This is a genomic window from Neorhizobium sp. DAR64860/K0K1 (genome assembly GCF_050500205.1).
GTDB classification, from domain to species: Bacteria; Pseudomonadota; Alphaproteobacteria; order Rhizobiales; family Rhizobiaceae; genus Neorhizobium; species Neorhizobium soli.
Genome location: NZ_CP191459.1, coordinates 422,872 through 439,947, shown reverse-complemented (window position 1 = coordinate 439,947; position 17,076 = coordinate 422,872). Strand labels below are relative to the sequence as shown.

18 protein-coding genes and 1 pseudogene are annotated in these 17,076 nt (G+C 59.9%); 9 read left to right on the top strand and 10 right to left on the bottom strand.

Translation table 11 applies throughout. The features are described from left to right. The first annotated feature begins 46 nt into the window (after positions 1–46). The gene (locus tag ACQY1J_RS06690; protein ID WP_430251012.1) at positions 47–172 is read left to right on the top strand and encodes a hypothetical protein; all 126 of its coding nucleotides are present in this window, start codon (positions 47–49) and stop codon (positions 170–172) included. A 138-nt stretch (positions 173–310) separates the two neighbouring features. Here ACQY1J_RS06690 and ACQY1J_RS06685 read toward each other — a convergent pair whose 3' ends face one another. Then, complete coding sequence (locus tag ACQY1J_RS06685; protein WP_113112322.1) at positions 311–1,048, bottom strand: SDR family oxidoreductase; 738 nt, start codon at positions 1,046–1,048, stop codon at positions 311–313. A gap of 94 nt (positions 1,049–1,142) precedes the next feature. On the opposite strand from ACQY1J_RS06685, the gene ACQY1J_RS06680 reads away from it, so the two are divergent. From ACQY1J_RS06680 to ACQY1J_RS06670, 3 genes and pseudogenes are all read left to right on the top strand, one after another. After that, complete coding sequence (locus tag ACQY1J_RS06680; protein WP_430251873.1) at positions 1,143–2,048, top strand: AraC family transcriptional regulator; 906 nt, start codon at positions 1,143–1,145, stop codon at positions 2,046–2,048. Between the two features lie 228 nt (positions 2,049–2,276). Further along, positions 2,277–2,444, top strand: a pseudogene (locus tag ACQY1J_RS06675) (acyl-CoA dehydrogenase family protein); the annotation flags it as partial. A 233-nt stretch (positions 2,445–2,677) separates the two neighbouring features. Continuing rightward, positions 2,678–3,103: a winged helix-turn-helix transcriptional regulator gene (locus ACQY1J_RS06670; protein WP_062456648.1), complete on the top strand. Its 426-nt coding sequence runs from the start codon at positions 2,678–2,680 to the stop codon at positions 3,101–3,103. Positions 3,104–3,252: 149 nt separating this feature from the next. On the opposite strand, the gene ACQY1J_RS06665 is transcribed toward ACQY1J_RS06670, so the two are convergent. Then, on the bottom strand, positions 3,253–4,197 hold the full coding sequence (locus ACQY1J_RS06665; RefSeq protein WP_430251011.1) for an aromatic alcohol reductase: 945 nt from the start codon (positions 4,195–4,197) through the stop codon (positions 3,253–3,255). A gap of 282 nt (positions 4,198–4,479) precedes the next feature. On the opposite strand from ACQY1J_RS06665, the gene ACQY1J_RS06660 reads away from it, so the two are divergent. Both ACQY1J_RS06660 and ACQY1J_RS06655 read left to right on the top strand, forming a co-directional pair. Continuing rightward, the gene (locus ACQY1J_RS06660; protein WP_430251010.1) at positions 4,480–5,076 is read left to right on the top strand and encodes a cupin domain-containing protein; all 597 of its coding nucleotides are present in this window, start codon (positions 4,480–4,482) and stop codon (positions 5,074–5,076) included. A 196-nt stretch (positions 5,077–5,272) separates the two neighbouring features. After that, positions 5,273–6,709 (top strand): NAD-dependent succinate-semialdehyde dehydrogenase, encoded by a 1,437-nt coding sequence (locus ACQY1J_RS06655; RefSeq protein ID WP_062461387.1) that lies wholly within the window; start codon positions 5,273–5,275, stop codon positions 6,707–6,709. A gap of 105 nt (positions 6,710–6,814) precedes the next feature. On the opposite strand, the gene ACQY1J_RS06650 is transcribed toward ACQY1J_RS06655, so the two are convergent. Beyond that, the gene (locus ACQY1J_RS06650; protein ID WP_430251009.1) at positions 6,815–7,279 is read right to left on the bottom strand and encodes a hypothetical protein; all 465 of its coding nucleotides are present in this window, start codon (positions 7,277–7,279) and stop codon (positions 6,815–6,817) included. Between the two features lie 344 nt (positions 7,280–7,623). Further along, positions 7,624–8,049, bottom strand: a complete 426-nt coding sequence (locus ACQY1J_RS06645; RefSeq protein ID WP_430251008.1) for a VOC family protein — start codon at positions 8,047–8,049, stop codon at positions 7,624–7,626. Positions 8,050–8,065: 16 nt separating this feature from the next. Here ACQY1J_RS06645 and ACQY1J_RS06640 point away from each other — a divergent pair, with 16 nt between their 5' ends. Then, positions 8,066–8,512, top strand: a complete 447-nt coding sequence (locus tag ACQY1J_RS06640) for a MarR family winged helix-turn-helix transcriptional regulator (protein ID WP_430251007.1) — start codon at positions 8,066–8,068, stop codon at positions 8,510–8,512. A 67-nt stretch (positions 8,513–8,579) separates the two neighbouring features. On the opposite strand, the gene ACQY1J_RS06635 is transcribed toward ACQY1J_RS06640, so the two are convergent. Next, the gene (locus ACQY1J_RS06635; protein WP_430251006.1) at positions 8,580–9,479 is read right to left on the bottom strand and encodes an AraC family transcriptional regulator; all 900 of its coding nucleotides are present in this window, start codon (positions 9,477–9,479) and stop codon (positions 8,580–8,582) included. 180 nt (positions 9,480–9,659) lie between these two features. Between ACQY1J_RS06635 and ACQY1J_RS06630 the strand changes: the two genes are divergently transcribed. Further along, a complete protein-coding gene (locus tag ACQY1J_RS06630; RefSeq protein WP_430251005.1) occupies positions 9,660–10,400 on the top strand; it encodes an SDR family oxidoreductase in 741 nt (246 codons plus the stop codon). A gap of 69 nt (positions 10,401–10,469) precedes the next feature. Here ACQY1J_RS06630 and ACQY1J_RS06625 read toward each other — a convergent pair whose 3' ends face one another. After that, positions 10,470–12,491: a DEAD/DEAH box helicase gene (locus tag ACQY1J_RS06625; protein WP_430251004.1), complete on the bottom strand. Its 2,022-nt coding sequence runs from the start codon at positions 12,489–12,491 to the stop codon at positions 10,470–10,472. 447 nt (positions 12,492–12,938) lie between these two features. Between ACQY1J_RS06625 and ACQY1J_RS06620 the strand changes: the two genes are divergently transcribed. After that, on the top strand, positions 12,939–13,520 hold the full coding sequence (locus ACQY1J_RS06620; RefSeq protein ID WP_430251003.1) for a DUF1349 domain-containing protein: 582 nt from the start codon (positions 12,939–12,941) through the stop codon (positions 13,518–13,520). A 12-nt stretch (positions 13,521–13,532) separates the two neighbouring features. On the opposite strand, the gene ACQY1J_RS06615 is transcribed toward ACQY1J_RS06620, so the two are convergent. The 4 genes from ACQY1J_RS06615 to cysT form a co-directional block, all read right to left on the bottom strand. Continuing rightward, positions 13,533–14,009 carry a hypothetical protein gene (locus ACQY1J_RS06615; protein ID WP_430251002.1) on the bottom strand — a complete coding sequence of 159 codons (477 nt, stop codon included), beginning with the start codon at positions 14,007–14,009 and terminating at the stop codon, positions 13,533–13,535. A 210-nt stretch (positions 14,010–14,219) separates the two neighbouring features. After that, a complete protein-coding gene (locus ACQY1J_RS06610) occupies positions 14,220–15,239 on the bottom strand; it encodes a sulfate/molybdate ABC transporter ATP-binding protein (RefSeq protein WP_430251000.1) in 1,020 nt (339 codons plus the stop codon). Then, positions 15,236–16,114 (bottom strand): sulfate ABC transporter permease subunit CysW, encoded by an 879-nt coding sequence (cysW, locus tag ACQY1J_RS06605; protein ID WP_430250998.1) that lies wholly within the window; start codon positions 16,112–16,114, stop codon positions 15,236–15,238. The genes ACQY1J_RS06610 and cysW overlap by 4 nt, the downstream gene beginning before the upstream one ends. A 4-nt stretch (positions 16,115–16,118) precedes the next feature. Beyond that, the gene (gene cysT, locus ACQY1J_RS06600) at positions 16,119–16,943 is read right to left on the bottom strand and encodes a sulfate ABC transporter permease subunit CysT (RefSeq protein WP_430250997.1); all 825 of its coding nucleotides are present in this window, start codon (positions 16,941–16,943) and stop codon (positions 16,119–16,121) included. Positions 16,944–17,076 lie beyond the last annotated feature (133 nt).

Below are 17,076 nucleotides of genomic sequence, written 5' to 3'. Positions count from 1 at the left end.
CTTCGGTGTATCACAAGTCCCTGCCGCCACTCGGGCGTGGCGATGCATGAACAATGCACGGAACGGAAAACCCGATTACCCGCACAGCGAACCCGAAACGGCGTTCGATGTCGGCGATCGGCTCCGGCTGGTGCGCCAGGCCCACGGGCTCTCGCAGCGGGCCTTGCGGTGAAGGCCGGCATCACCCCCTCGGTCGCCGCGCTGAAGAAGATCCTGGAATCGTTCGGGTGTTTCACGAATTCTACGAGCCGGGCGGCCGGTTTGGGGTGGAAGCGCCATACGGTCCTCACCCGTACAGCGTTTCGGCCACCTATCCCTGTGCGGTCGGTCGCAGCACGATCTCTCCCACATCGACATTCGAGGGCTGAGCGATCGCAAACGCAATGGCATCAGCTATGGCGGATGCCGGGATCGCCGTGGCCTTCATGCTGGCTTCCCCTTGTGCCCGCGTCGCGGGGTCGGTCATCGAGGATGGGAGCTCTGTGTCGACGTACCCAGGTGAAATGCCCGTCACGCGCAGCAATGGACCAGCCTCCTGACGAAGCGCTTCGGTGATTGTCCTCACGGCGTTCTTCGACCCAGCATAGACAGCCATCGTCGGTACGATCTTGATTCCCGCTGTTGAAAGTGTGTTGATGAAGTGGCCGAAGCCCTGACGACGAAAGAGCGGCAAGGCGGCTGCGATCCCGTAAAGGACGCCCTTGACGTTGACGTCTATCATCGCCTCCCAGTCCTCGACCCTCAGGGCGTCCAGCGGCGAGATCGGCGCTATCCCGGCATTGCTCACGAGAACATCGAGTTTGCCAAATTTTTCGACCGCAAGGGCCACAAGCCCGTCAACGTCCTGACGACGCGTGACGTCGGTGACGATAAAGCATGCCGTCCCACCCCGTGACACGATAGAACTGCACAGGGCTTCCAACCGGTCGGCACGCCGCGCACCAAGGACAAGGATCGCTCCCCGTTCCGCCAGATGCAGCGCCGTGGCCTCGCCAATGCCGCTGCTTGCCCCGGTGATCGCGACGACTTTTCCCTCGATACCCATCATGCTCAATCATCCTTTTCTTGAAGGCTGATCTTTGCATGACGAATCGAGGCGATCTATGTTGCAACGACCCTAAAATCGTCGCGATCGGCTCAATCTGATGGACCCGCTGTCCGAAGTCTTTTCCCTCATCAACATACGAGGCGCACGCTGCACACGGTTTGAGGCGAGCGGGCGATGGTCTTATCGCTTTCCTGCCAAGCCTGCAGTCAAGTTCGGCGCGGTCCTGGCCGGTGACTGCTGGATCGACTTCGGCGAAGGGCAACGTCACCAGCTTGGCGCAGGGGACTGTTTCCTGCTGGCCAACGCGCCAAGCTACGTCCTGGCGAACGATGATCACGTCCTTTCCGACGATGGAATGTCGGCATTCGATTGGGCGCAATCTGACGTCGCTCGCCACGAAGGCAATGACACCGTGTTGATCGCTGGCACCTTCAGCTTTGAAGAATCCGATGCTGACCTGCTGCTGGATTCGCTGCCAACCTTTCTGCTGATTCCGTCGAGCAATGCTTCGGCAACCGTCGTTCGCTCCACGCTCGCTATTCTCGATATCGAAATCAAGGGGACGCAGATCGGCGCCGCCGTCCTCACCGACAGGCTTGTCGATATTCTCCTCGTCCAGGTCTTGCGGGCGGCATTGATCCAGGACGATGGCGACAGTTTGGGCTGGATCAGCGCACTGGCCGATCCCCGGATCGGCAGGGCAATCGGGTTGATGCATGGAGATGCTGCCTATCCTTGGAGCCTGGAAACTTTGGCAGCATCGGTAGCGATGTCACGATCGGCCTTTTCCAAACGATTCAAATCTTTGGTGGGTCTGGCGCCACTTGATTACCTTCTCCGCTGGCGGATGCGGCTGGCGCGAAATGCGTTGCGCCGTGGATCAACCGTCGCGACCGTTGCCTCAGAGGTCGGGTATTCTTCAGAAAGCGCTTTCGGGCACGCGTTCAAACGAATTTACGGAATAGCCCCCCGACGATACTGGCGAAGCGTCGTGCCTTAAGCGTCAAACCCTTCATTGCGACCCTCATCCGCCTCCCCCTCACCACCCACGCCGCTTTTCGTCATTGGCCATCTCCCACCCTTCGGTGTATCACAAGTCCCTGCCGCCGCTTGAGGCGCTGGCGATGCATGAAGGCGCGCACGAAGAATGCACGGAACGGAAAAACCGGAAACCGATAACCCGCACAGCGAACCCGAAGCGGCGTTCGATGTCGGCGATCGGCTCCGGCTGGTGCGCCAGGCCCGCGACATGCACGGCGGCAACGGCATCCAGATCGAATACCACGTCATGCGCCACGCCCAGAACCTGGAAACGGTCAATACGTATGAAGGCACGCATGATGTGCATGCGTTGATCCTCGGCCGCGCCCAGACGGGAATTCAAGCGTTCTTCTGAGGCGGATTTTGTTGCGAACCATGCCCGGTCCGCCACTGCGTGCCGGGCTTTTTTCGCGATATGCGGATGGGGTGGCAGCTTTGCACCAACAGCTGATGTCCTCGGCCATCGGTGACACCAACGACGCGGATCTCCCTGCCGACTTTTTGAACGTTCCTACACGTCGGGGAGACAGGTGAAATGCCCTTGGAAGGCTGGTAATACGACAGGCAGCAATACCGGAGGCAAGAGCAATGACCAGAGAAGAAATTCTTAGCTATTCCCAAGCGGTTTGTGATGGTCTTCGTGAGGACGACGATGGGGTGAGACGCGAGGTTCTCACCCATGCGGGAAGCCGGTGGTCGCTCGGCGTCATACACACGCTCGGCGTCTATGGCAGGCTTCGGCACGCAGACATCGGAAAACGAATGCACGGCGTAACGCAGCGGATGCTCACGCGCACGCTACGCCAACTCGAAAGAGATGGTCTCGTCACGCGTCACGATCTCGTTGAGGTGCCGCCTCGGGTGGAATACGAACTGACCGAACTGGGAATGGGTCTTCTCATTCGCATGATCCCGTTGTGGACGTGGGTCGTGGAGAATTCCGAGCAGTTTCGAACGTCACGCGAGGATTTTGATGCCCGTCCGCCAGAAAAGCCCTCCTGGCAGACGTTTTAGCAATCGAGACATGCGCCCGCTCCGCTGGTGTCGGCGGCACGGTGTTCGACCTCGTAATGATATTGTTTCGGATCAACTCTCATTGGGAGCGCGGCTATACCGCGCTCCCGGTCTGTTATCTTCCATTGATCTGCATCTCAGAGGCTATGTCACTTGCCGCTCAGGTTCGCGTTGATCCAATCGGACACATCCGTCACCTTGATGCCTTCGCGCGCGTTGAATGTGCCTGCCTTGTCCCATGCCATTCCTCGCCCAATACCAAAGGCTGCCCGGTACTTGCGCATCATGTTTTGGGGGTCATTTGCCAGTTCTTCCATAAGGACGGGCACAGTCCATACGGACCGGCTGAAGGGCCGGTTCAAACCCGCCTCCAGCTTGTCGGCAAGCTCGCCATAGGTGACGGTGTCGCCCGCCAGGAAGACGATCTCGTTGCTGATGGTCGGCTCGTAGAAGACGATTTCAGCGGTGAGCACGCCGATGTCGTCGGGCGTCGTCAGCGTGACAGCGGTATCGGAGCTGCCAAGAGCGTTGACTGCGTTCTTTTCCAGATCAACGACGCCGAATTCCGGTTCGAAAAGATAACTCATGAACATGCCGGTGGAGATGATGACCCAGTCCGTCTTGCTCTGGGAGCGAAGGAGTTCGCGCACATCGAGTTGAGCGTCGAAGATATCCTGCGGACCGCCTCGACCAATTGCCTCGAAATCGACACCAAACTGCCAGGGGAAATAGCGCGGAATACCGGACTGTAACGCCGCCTTGGCCAACTTCATCGGTGTATCAATACCAGCCGCGTAGCCAGCGCAGCCAATCACGGTGTCGTACTGTGCAAACAGAGATGCGAGTTCATCGATTGAGCTATTGACCAGATCACCTGTGACGATCTCGATATCCAAGTCGCGGATTTCGGTGACGTCGCGCTGTTTGGCTATCGTGTCTGATTTGATGGTACTGGCGCGAAGCAAAACGCTTATCTTTGCGTCTTCAATGCCCTTGGCGCGACGGGCCAGATTGCGAAGGACGGGCATGCCGAGTTCCCCGGCCCCGAGCACGAGAATGTTTCGTGACTTCACATTGGAAACTGTCTGGTTCATCGATTTCAATCCTTCAAAACGCTACGTCACCGCTACTTGGCAAGGCGGAACGACGAAGAAAAGAAGGTACACGGATGATACTGCAGCGAAATAGAAGGACAACACTCCCGCTGCATTCCTCTTGCGCACATAACCGTCTGCCCGCCCCCTCCTCGCAAGCACTCACCCCCTCCCCCTCACCACCCACGCCGCTTTTCGTCATTGGCCATCTCCCACCCTTCGGTGTATCACAAATCGCTGCCGCCGCTCGGGCGTGGCGATGCATGAAGGCGCGCAGGAAGAATGCACGGAACGGAAAAACCGGAAGCCGATAACCCGCTGAGCGAACCCGAAGCGGCGTTCGATGTCGGCGATCGGCTCCGGCTGGTGCGCCAGGCGCACGGGCTGTCGCAGCGGGCCCTGGCGGTGAAGGCCGGCGTTACCCATTCGCTGGTGTCGCTGATTGAAAAGAACAAGGTCAGCCCCTCGGTCGCCTCGCTGAAGAAGATCCTGGAAGCGATCAACTACCCGATGACCGATTTCTTCGCCCTGACGCTGCCGCCCGTCGACCAGATTTTTTACCGTGCCGACGAACTGACGCCGCTCTCGACCGGCGCGCTGACGCTGTTGCAGGTGGGCGATGCCAAATCCCACAGCGTGCAGGTTTTTCACGAATTCTATGAGCCCGGAGCCGATACCGGCGAAACCATGCTTTCCCACGAGGCGGAAGAAGGCGGCGTCGTGGTTGCCGGCGAACTGGAAGTCACCGTCGGCACGCAGACCCGTATTCTGAAGCGCGGCGATGCCTATCTGTTCGACAGCCGCCTGCCGCATCGCTACCGAAATGTCGGACCTGTGCGCTGCGAGGTGGTCAGCGCCGTCACGCCTCCCTATCTATAGAACACGCGGGGGCACGGCAGCTGAAAACGCTGCCCGGTTTAATCGATATAAGTATGACTTATTCGATGCCCGCCGTTGATTGTCTCCCGTCTTTGTCTTAACTCAGGCACCGGAACATTTGACACCTCTGCCGGCGGCCGGATGCACCTCCTTACCGCTTGCCCTTGCGCGAATTTCACGAACGAAAGTGGACCCTATGCAGACCTATCCCGACGTAAAGCTCTTCATCAACGGCGAATGGCGCGATGCGATCGCCGGCGAGACGATCGAAGTCACCGATCCCGCGACCGACGAAGTGATCGGCAAAATTGCCCATGCCCGTAAGGCGGATCTCGATCTCGCGCTCGAAGCGGCCGACAAGGGTTTCAAGATCTGGCGCGACACCGCGCCCTTCGATCGTTCCAAGATGATGCGCAAGGCAGCCGACCTGCTGCGTGAGCGCGCCGATAGCATTGCCTTCATGATGACCCGCGAACAGGGCAAGCCGCTTGCCCAGTCGAAGATGGAAATCATGGGCGCCGCCGATACGATCGACTGGTTTGCCGAAGAAGCCCGCCGCACCTACGGCCAGATCATTCCGGCCCGTTTCTCCGGCGTCAACCAGATGACGATCAAGCTGCCGGTCGGCCCGGTCGCGGCGTTTACACCGTGGAACTTCCCGATCAACCAGATCGTCCGCAAGCTGTCTGCAGCGGTTGCCACCGGCTGCTCGATCATCGTCAAGGCACCTGAGGAAACTCCGGCATCGCCTGCCGAACTGATCCGCGCCTTTGCAGATGCCGGCGTGCCTGCAGGCGTCATCGGCCTGGTCTACGGCATCCCGTCGGAAGTTTCGGAATATCTCATTCCGCATCCGGTCATCCGCAAGATCTCGTTCACCGGCTCGACGCCGATCGGCAAGCATCTCGCGAGCCTCGCCGGCAAGCACATGAAGCGCGCCACGATGGAACTCGGCGGCCACGCACCGGTCCTGATCTTCAATGACGCCGATCTCGACAAGGCGATCGAAGTGACCGCCATGTCGAAATTCCGCAACGCCGGCCAGGTCTGCGTCGCGCCCACCCGCTTCCTGATCCAGGACGGCGTCGCCGACAAGTTCATGGAAGGCTTCGTCAAGGCTGCCGAAGCTCTCAAGGTCGGCAACGGCATGGACGCCGGCACCACGATGGGCCCGCTTGCCAACGAACGCCGCATCCCGGCCATGGAAGCGCTGATCCAGGACGCCGTCTCGTCCGGCGCCGAACTGAAGACCGGCGGCAAGCGCATCGGCAACAAGGGCAACTTCTTCGAACCGACGGTTCTTGCCAACGTGCCGACCTCTGCCAAGATCATGAACGACGAGCCCTTCGGCCCGATCGCCATCGTCAACCGCTTCTCGACCTATGAAGAAGCCATCACCGAGGCAAACCGCCTGCCCTTCGGCCTCGCATCCTATGCCTTCACCGGCTCGGTCAAGACCGCCCACGCACTCGGCCGTGAAGTCGAAGCCGGCATGCTGACCATCAACCACAACGGCCTCGCGCTGCCCGAAGTCCCCTTCGGCGGCGTCAAGGATTCCGGCTACGGCACCGAAGGCGGCTCCGAAGCCGTCGCGGCCTATCTGGAAACGAAGTATGTCAGCCAGATGAACTGATCGGCTGATTGGTGAAATGCGAAACGGCCGGAGTGAAAGCTCCGGCCGTTTTTTTTGTTTTGGGCGATGGTGTGGGTTGAGGCAGGCATGTTCGGCTGAGGGGTTTTAACCCCGGGCGTCGTCGCCGGATGTTTCGTCCTGATACTGCTGCATAGTCTCCATGGCCTTCTCGAGCATCGTGAGCGCGTCCTCGTCGTTGCGCGACATCGCACCCTCGATGCCGGCGCGAACCTTTTCCGTAAAATCAACGCGTTCGCTATCATCGGAAGCCTGCAACTCGCCGGCAGTACCCCCACCCACCGGAATTTTCATCGTCATCGCCATAAAAGGAAGGCCTTCATCAAGCGACATATTCCCGCTGCGGATCTGCTCATTGCTCCACTCCTGCATTTCCTGGCGGGTCATGCTGGTAAAGTCAGTCTGTTCGGCGTCCTCTGCATCCGACTGGGACGTACCCGCTGTGGCCGAGTTCAGCGCGGCCGAAAACGATGCCGAGGTGTCGTCGGAAGCAGTAGATAGCTGCGCGCTTTGGCTCGCGTAGAGGCGACTTGTTGATGTGTCGATTTTCATTGTAGCAATACCTTAAGTATATAAATGGTACTGCACTATCGAATGCAAAGCTTGCGCCAAGCATTTTGACGTCTCGGCCTCGGAGAGAGACCTAAATCAATAATATTTTCGAATATTTCATAATAATGGTATGAAAATTAGAAGAGTTGCTCTTAACTTAGCTCAACGTGTTCATATTGCTTGCGCTTCCTTCTGGCGGAAAACACAAAATGGCAGGTGTCGGGATTTTAGGGCGCTGTTTTAGAGCGAAGTGCTTTCATCGAACGCACTTCGCTCTAGTCTTATAACGCTAAAGCATTTGATCCGCCTCAGGCTGCCGTCACCCTGAAGGCCAAATGCTCTCATCACAGCGTTGAGACGTTATGCGCCGTTATCGTATATCCAAATGGATCAATGAATGCGAAGTAGCGCCCGAACGGCCCGTCTTTGGGCGGGAATACTATCTGCACATCCCTCTCGGAAAGATGCGCGTGCAATTCGTCAGCGTCGTCACAACCAAACCAGATTGCAACGCCCGTTCCGAGCTTTACCGTCTCATCAAAGTCCTCGATCGGCGTGCGAACGCCGAATGGAATACGGTGGGTTTCGAAAACAATCGCGCCGGGAGGTGCCTTTGCCGAGGGCGTAAGCCCGACGACATCCCGATAGAAGGTGAGTGCGGCGTCCAGATCCTTCGTCTGGATGCCGATGAAATCCGGTCCAATTAATCGAGCCATAGCCTGCCTATCCTTTTCAATGAGACCCGCTATTATCAGGGTACTGACATCCAATAGTAAGGGCCCTGATATGTCCACTCTCATGGATCCACCGGTCGATGATACATACCGCTCGCTCGGATATGCGCTGAAGCGAGCGCAGCAAGCGCTGCGGGGCCATCTCGACAACAAGCTTAGAGATATCGGACTGACGACCCCACAATATTCGGTACTGGCGGGATTGGAGTTCAGCGCGGGCTTATCAAGTGCGGACTTGGCCCGGCGCGCCTTCGTGACACCGCAGACGATGCAGTCCATCATAGCCACACTCGAACGGGACGGCCTGATCAAGCGCATGGCTCATCCGGTACGCGGCCGGGTTCTCACAACCGAACTGACACCGAAGGGCCGGACCGCATTGTGTGCGGCCCATAAAATCGCCGCTGACGCCGAAACCATTGCCCGAAATGCCGTAGCACAAGACAACCCGGAGATCATATACGCGGCCCTGCTCCGTATAGCAGAGGCAATGCGTTAAACTCCTTGGTCGAACCTAAAGCCCGGCCATAGCTCCCCGCCGCTCACAACCGCAGCCACAAAGCCACCTACCCCAACAGTGGTTCACCATACCCCGGCGGCCCCACCGGCGAGGTCGCCCGCAAATTCCTGATGTCACGGGCCGGCGGCGATCCGAACATTCTTGCGTATTCCCGGGTGAACTGGGACAGGCTTTCATAGCCGACGGCGAGTGCGACGGCTGCCACATCGCCCGGCCGTGCAAACAGCATGCCGCGCGCCTCGTAGAGCCTGATCTGCTTTTGATACTGGATCGGCGACAGGCCGGTGCTCGTCTTGAAGCGCCGCTGAAAGGCGGATGGGCTCATGTTTGAAGCGGAGGCAAGCTCGTCCACGTGGAAGGTGGTGGCATAGTCCTTGCGCAGCCGGACCAGCGCGTTCCTGATCTGCGCGAACCGATCGTCGATGCTGGCGACTTGCCGCAGCACGGCGCCTTGCGGGCCGCGCAGCAGTCGGAACAGAATTTCCCGTTCCAGCAAGGGTGCCATCACCGCAATCTCATCCGGCTCCTCCATCAGGCGCAGCATCCTCAGCCAGGCGTCGATAAGTCTGTCGCTTGCGTGACTGACGCAAAAGCTGGGCGTGTCAGACGACACAGCCGGGCCGGGATCGTCCAGCAGCAAATCGGCGATCATCGCGCGATCGAAGGTGAGCCTGACCGCGAGATAGGGGCCCTTCACACTCGCATGAACGATCTCGCCGATGACAGGCAGCGCCACGGAGGCGATGAATGTCTGCCCGGCCGTGTAATTCATCACCTCGCTCCCGATCAGCAGGCGCTTTTCTCCCTGCAGGATCAGGCTAACCAGAGGCTGATAGATTTCGGGAAACAGCTCGGTCGGTTCGGTCACCTTGAGGATGTCGACGCGGGGAATGCCCGTGGTCGTGAGCACGCCTGCAGCGCGTTCTTCCACAAACTCCTTCAACATCCTGATGGCATCGCTCATGAGCAGAGATGTGGCACGGCTTTCCGTCCAGAGCAACGCATAAGCAGGAATGTGCAAATTTCAGACCGGATCGGACGCGCGACGGGATCGCCTCCGGTCTACGGATACTCACCCGCGCAGCCTTGTCGCGATGCTGCGCGGCACACCATTTCATGAAGGAAAATGCAGATGGAAATCAGAGACGCAGTTGTGATTGTCACCGGCGCTTCCTCGGGTATCGGCGAAGCAACGGCGCGCGCTGCGGCCTTGTCCGGCGCGCGGGTCGTTTTGCTGGCCCGCAGGAAAGATCGCATCGAAGCGCTGGCACGGGAGATTGGCAATGAGGCGCTCGCGGTGGTGTGTGATGTCACGCACCCTGAGCAGGTTGAACACGCCGTCCAGGCCGCCGCTCAGAAATACGGTCGCATCGATGTTCTGGTCAACAACGCCGGACAGGGCCTGCATGCCACGATCGAAGACATCGGCATTGATGATTTCAAAGATGTGCTCGATCTCAACTGCGTCGCGCCGCTGGTCATGATGCAGGCGGTCATTCCCCATATGCGCAGGCAAGGTGCCGGCAGCATCGTCAATGTCAGCTCGGGCGCAACGCTTGCCACCTATCCGGGCTCGGCTGCCTATACCAGTTCCAAGGCAGCGCTGAACATGCTTTCAAGTGTGGCGCGCCTGGAGCTTGCCGATGCCGGTATTGCCGTCTCGATCACGCATCCGTTCATCACCGCGACCGAGTTTTACGGCGCGGTCAGATCTGGGCTGGAATCCGCCAAGGAGCAGGAAACCCAGACATCATCTTTCGCACACCCGCCGGAACGTGTGGCAGACATGATCCTTGAGCTTGTGCGTAGTGGCAACGCGCAAGCCGACCTCGTCCCGAAGGACTATGGCGGCAGCTTTGAGGGCTAGGGGATGTAACCTGCCCGCCAGGTATCCCAATAAGCAAACGGGGGACGAAACCTCGCCCCCCGCTATCAACTACTTGCGCTTGTCGAACCCACCCTTGGGGGCCGGCTTCTTGAATGGCTTGTCGCTGCCAGCCTTGTTGAACGGCTTGTCGCCCGGCTTCTTTGCGAAGCTGGACTTCGGCTTTTCGCCCCAGACTTCGTCATCGACGCGGCGATCGGCATTGGCGCCGGCGGGCTTGGCTTTCCAGTCCTTGCGCGGCGCATCGCCGTAAGGCTTGGCACCGGCCGGCTTGTCCTTGTTGAAAGGCTTGTCGCCGTAGGGCTTGTCTTTGTTGAACGGCTTGTCGCTGCGCGGGCCATCCTTGCTGAACGGCTTGTTGTCCTTGTAGGGCTTGTCGAGACGCGGGCCTTCGCGCTTGACGAAGCCTTCGTCATCGCCGCGCGAGAACTTGCTGAAATCCGGAACGCCGTCGAGACGCGTCACGCGCACGCCGCGTTCCATCATCCCGTCCTTGCCGAGCTTGGCCATGAACTTGTCGGCATGGGCGGCGGCAATTTCCACGAAAGTCTCGTCGGCCTGCATCTTGATCGCGCCGATCTCGTGCTTGGTGAGATCACCGGCGCGGCAGATGGTGGGGATCAGCCAGCGCGGTTCGGCGCGCTGCTTGCGACCGACCGACAGCGAGAACCATACGGCTGCGCCGAAATCGCCACGCGGCGTCAGCGGCCGCGGTGCGGAATCGTTGCCGCCTTCGCGGGGCTTGCGGGTCTCCAGCGACACTTCGGTAATATCTTCCGGCGCCGAATTCTTGCCGCGATAGAGGCTGACGAAGGCGGACGCCAGCTTCGTCGCGTCAAAACGCGCCACCAGCTTGTCGATCAGGCCCTGTTCTTCCTCGTCCTTGGCGATCTCTTCAAAGATCGGATCGGCAAACAGACGTTCCTCGTCGCGCGCGGTCACCTCTTCGGCCGATGGCGGGCGGGCCCAGGTGGGCTCGACCTGCGCACCGGCGAGAAGCCGCTCGGCCTTGCGGCGCTGGCTGACCGGAACGATCAGGGCGCTGACGCCCTTGCGGCCGGCACGACCGGTGCGGCCCGAACGGTGCAGCAGCGTTTCCGAATTGGTCGGCAGGTCCGCATGGATGACGAGTTCGAGACCCGGCAGATCGATGCCGCGGGCAGCGACGTCGGTTGCAATGCAGACGCGGGCGCGGCCATCACGCATGGCCTGCAGCGCATGGGTGCGCTCGGTCTGCGTCAGCTCGCCCGACAGCGCCACCACGGAGAAATTGCGATTGGCAAGACGGGCATGCAGATGGTTGACGGCAGCACGCGTCGAGCAGAACACGATCGCGTTTGGCGCCTCATAAAAACGCAACGCATTGACGATCGCATGCTCGCGGTCCGACGGGGTCACGACCAGCGCGCGATATTCGATATCCACATGCTGCTTCTGTTCCGACGCGGTGGCAATGCGCACGGCATTGCGCTGGTAGCTCTTGGCAAGCTTGGCAATGGCCGACGGAACGGTAGCCGAGAACATCAGCGTACGGCGTTCGGCAGGGGCTGCCTCGAGAATGTATTCGAGATCTTCGCGGAAACCGAGATCGAGCATCTCGTCGGCTTCGTCGAGCACGGCCACGCGGATTTCCGTCATGTCGAGCGCGTTGCGGCGGATATGGTCGCAGATACGGCCAGGCGTGCCGACGACGATATGCGCGCCGCGTTCCAGCGAACGACGCTCGGCGCGGATATCCATGCCGCCGACGCAGGAGGTGATCACGGCGTCCGCTTCGGCATAGAGCCAGTCAAGTTCGCGCTTCACCTGCATGGCAAGCTCGCGGGTCGGCGCGATGACAAGTGCGAGAGGTGCAGCAGCCCGGCCGAATTTCTCACCATCGTCGAGCAGCGTGCGCGCCATGGCCATGCCGAAGGCAACCGTCTTGCCGGAGCCTGTCTGGGCGGAAACGAGCGCATCGGCGGTTTCGAGCGCAGGATCGAGCATGGCCAGCTGGACGGGGGTTAGCGTCTCATAGCCGCGCTTTTGCAAAGCCTTCGCGATCGCCGGGGCGGCGCCGTTGATATCGGTCATCAAATCTGTCTTTCGGATATGTCGGGCTCAAAGGCCCCATGGCTGCAACGATCGCAGCCGAACGTTTGCGCCGTCCCTATAGGCTTCGGCGCGAAAAGTCAAAGGATGGGTGGCCGCGGGGTTACGGTTGGTCGCGAGTAAATCTGTCCCTCACCCCGACCGATGTCAGGACGCGGAGCTGAGTTCGGCCCGAATGAGAGAGGAATGCCCTATCTGTTTATATCCCACCCGGACCACTCCAGCGCCGCGCAGCCGCTCTGCTGCTGGCCGAAGGAAAAGTGATCGTCGTGCGCTCTCGTTCCGCATTCTCTCGGGAATAACACGCTCTTGGCACAACGCAGAAATTCTCTGTCAGTCCTTTTTTGTTGGCAGTTCATGCGCTCTAGCAATAATCTCTCGACGAAATATGCGGCAAAGCAAATCCGCCGGTTGTCGTAGGAGCCACTATTGCAAAGCCTTAAGAATGGACAGTGGATCAATCAGCCCGCAAATTCAGAAGCTTCGGATCTCGCACTCTCTGTCACGACTGACGCCAGCACGGATTTCTGGCGAGAGACACATTATGGCTTTGTCCGCGACAACGGCCACTTCTACGCATTCCAGACCGACGGCGATTTCACCGCCCAGGTTCGAGTCCAGGCCCATTTTGAGCATCTTTACGACCAGGCTGGCCTCATGGTCAGGCTTGACGAAAGACGGTGGGTCAAGACCGGGATTGAGTTCTCGGACGGCTATGGCTTGCTCGGCAGTGTGCTGACGGATGACGCCTCCGACTGGGCCACGGGACGATACGACGGCGACCCATCAGATTTTTGGATAAGGGTGACCGTCCAGAGCGGCGTTCTCAGAATACAAGCGTCAGCCGATGGCAAGACTTGGCCACTCGTCCGCCTTTGCCCATTCCCAAAAGCGGATCATTATTTCGTTGGCCCGATGTGCTGTACTCCCGAAAGAGCAGGCCTAGAGGTAAGATTCAGTGAGTGGCAGATTGGTCAGGCGTTGGGCAAAGACCTCCACGACCTGTCATAGCCGCCAGAGCGCTTAAATTTCCGTGCCGAGAGCAACATACTTATCGAGATGCCTGAGCCATTTGCGCTCGATGGCGGCCTCGATGTCGATTTCGTTCGCGCGAAGATACAAAACGAACTGCCCGAACAGGTCGGCCGCTTCGTTTTCCAGGGCTTCGCGAGTGCCGCCTGAACCATTAGCATTTGGCTTCGCCCGACCGGCGATCAGGAGATGCTCAGCGGTCAGTTCGCCAAGTTCCTCGGTGAGCTTCAGAAGATACCAATCGGCGCTCCGTTCAATGGCATGCACTCTGGCATAGAGGTCGCCGACTTGACCAATCCGGTCACTCAGCTCCTTGAAGGTCGCACTCATTCTGTCCTCGGCAATCGTAGAAAGACGCAGTTTGGCGACGCTACCACCGATTTGCGACAGGAGCGCTGCGATGACGGCAAATGGCGGATTAGAGAAGTCGCCAATCTCAACGTTTGAAAACTGACGCTTCACGTTCACTGACGACGGTCATGCGTCCGGCAGATGATGATGCCTCGCGATCATCCGCAATGCCCGCGTCTTGCGATGCCGACGTCTGACCTCCCTCATTCCTGTGCTCCTCACAGGAACCTAGCAGGGTCGCGTCTGCGGCGCGAAAGGGTCTTTCCACTCGCGTGTCTGGATTCCTGTGACGAGCACAGGAATGAGGGGTGTAGGTGGGGCGTCCCCCTAAACCGCAAACACCTTCCCCCGCCGCAGCGTCACAAACCCGCCCTCGCCGGCTGAAACCTGGCGTTCCGGTTCCACGTCGAATTCCAGCTGTTCGCCGGTTCCCGTTACCGCCAGCACGCGTCGGCTGTCGGGGCGGTCGAGGACGCGGGAGATCGTTGCGGCAATGCCGGGTGCCTGCGCCGACCAGTCGAGATCTGCGGGGCGGGCGTAGAGTTCGGCCTTGCCGTCTGGTATCCCCGATGCATCGACCGAAAGGCCGCCGGCATGGGCGCGGCCGTCGCGGACCTGGGCTGAGAGCACGTTGGCATCGCCCAGGAACTTCATCACGAAGGCCGATTGCGGATCGCGGCAGACTTGCTGCGGCGTGCCCTGCTGCACGATCTGGCCATCATTCAGGATCACCACCCGGTCGGCGAGATCGAGTGCTTCCTCCTGGTCATGGGTGACGAAGATCGTGGTGATGCCGAGTTCGGAATGGATCTCGCGCAGCCAGCGGCGCAGGTCGTGCCGGACATTGGCATCGAGCGCGCCGAACGGTTCGTCGAGCAGCAGCACCTTCGGATCGACCGACAGCGCCCGTGCAAGCGCCACGCGCTGCCGCTGGCCGCCGGAAATCTGCGCCGGGAAACGGTCGCCTAAACCATCCAGCCGCACCAGCCGCAACAGATCCGTGACGCGGGCATCGATCGCCGCCTTGTCGCGCTTCACCTTGGAAACCTTCATGCCGAAGGCGATGTTTTGCGCCACCGTCATATGCGGAAACAGCGCGTAATGCTGGAACACGAAGCCGACGCCGCGGTCGCGCACCGGAATGTCGGTCGCATCCTGATCGCCAAAATAGATGGCGCCGCCATCGGCATATTCGAGACCCGCCACCATGCGCAGAATGGTCGTCTTGCCGGAGCCGGAGGGGCCGAGCAGCGCCACCAGTTCGCCGCTTTCAATATCGAGCGACACGCCCTTCACGGCACGGAAGGTGTCGAAGGTTTTGACGACGTTTTCGAGACGGATCTTCATGCTGTTTTCTCTGCCGGACTGGCGGTTTTGCGGACGCGGCCCGCACCCTGGCGCTCGAGCGCGACCTTGGCGATGATGGTAAGGACGGCGATCAACGCCAGAATGGAAGCCGACGCAAAGGCGCCTGCCGCCTGGTAGTCGTGATAGAGCAGCTCGATATGCAAAGGCAGCGTATTGGTCTGGCCGCGGATATTGCCCGACACGACCGAAACGGCGCCGAATTCGCCCATCACGCGCGCATTGCAGAGAATGACGCCGTAGAGCAGCGCCCATTTGACGTTCGGCAGCGTCACCGAAAAGAAGGTGCGGAAGCCGGATGCGCCAAGCGAGGTCGAGGCCTCCTCAAGATCGCGTCCCTGCGCCTGCATCAGCGGAATGAGTTCGCGCGCAACGAAGGGTGCGGTCACGAACATCGAGGCGATGATGATGCCGGGCACCGCAAACAGGATCTTGATCCCGTAGGCATCGAGCACCGGCCCGAACAGGCCTTGCAGGCCATAAACGAACAGATAGGCGACGCCGGCGACAATGGGCGAGACCGAAAACGGGATCTCGATCAACACCAGCAGAAACCTACGCCCCCAGAAATCGAACTTGGTGATCGCCCAGGCGGCGGCGATGCCGAAGGCGGTGTTGACTGGAACGGCGATCAGCGCCGCCAGAACCGTGAGCATGATCGCGTGGAGGGTATCCGGATGAAGGATCGTGTCGTGATAGACAGCCCAGCCCTTCGAAAAGGCCTCGACGCCGATGATGATCAGCGGCGCGACGATGACGAAGCCGACGAGCACCACCACGATGCCGATCAGCGTGCGGCGAAACACTGTGTTGTCGCCAACGCGGGGCGGTTTGCGATGGGAGGAAACGGCACTCATGGTCTTATCCCTTCACCGTGTAACGCAGCGCCCGCGACTGCAGCCAGTTGGTAACGGCCAGCATCGTAAAGGCGGCGAGCAGCAGCACCGAGGCAATGGCGGCGGCCGCCTGGTAATCGTATTCCTCAAGCCGGATAAAGATCAGTAGAGCAGTGATTTCCGTCGACATCGGCTGGTTGCCGGCGATGAAGATGATCGCCCCGAATTCGCCAAGGCTGCGGGCAAACGACAGGGAAAGGCCGGCCAGCAGTGCCGGTGTCAGTAGCGGCAGGATGACCTTGGTAAAAATCGTCCAGTCGGAACCGCCGAGCGATTGCGCCGCTTCTTCGAGCGCCGGATCAAGATCCTCCAGCACCGGCTGCACCGTGCGCACGATAAACGGCAGCGAAGTGAAACACATGGCGATCATGATGCCGAGCGGCGTATAGGCGACCTTGATGCCGTAACCTTCCAGCACCGAACCGAACCAGCCATTGTTGGCAAACAGCGCCGTTAGCGCAATGCCGGCAACCGCCGTTGGCAGCGCAAACGGCAGATCGACCATCGCATCGATGATGCGGCGGCCGGGAAACCGGTAGCGGGTAATCACCCAGGCAAGGGACAGCCCGAAAAACAGGTTGAACACGGTGGCACCAAGCGCCGACAGCACGGTCACCCGGTAACTGGCAAGCGCCCGCGACGAGGAGACGATCCGCCAATATTCTTCAGGCCCCAGGCTCGCGGCCTTGATGACAAGCGCCGCCAGCGGCAGCACGACGATCAGGCCGACATAAAACAGGGTCACGCCCAGCGATAACGGCAAGCCAGGCAGGACATTGCGTCGTCTCAAATGATCAATTCCTCGTTTTCAACTGCAACAAAGTCTTCAACAGCAAGAACCGGCGGACAAATATCCACCGGTCTGGTTTCGCAGTTCTTTAACGTCCCTCATTCCTGTGGCGGTCACACAGAACCCGACGCGT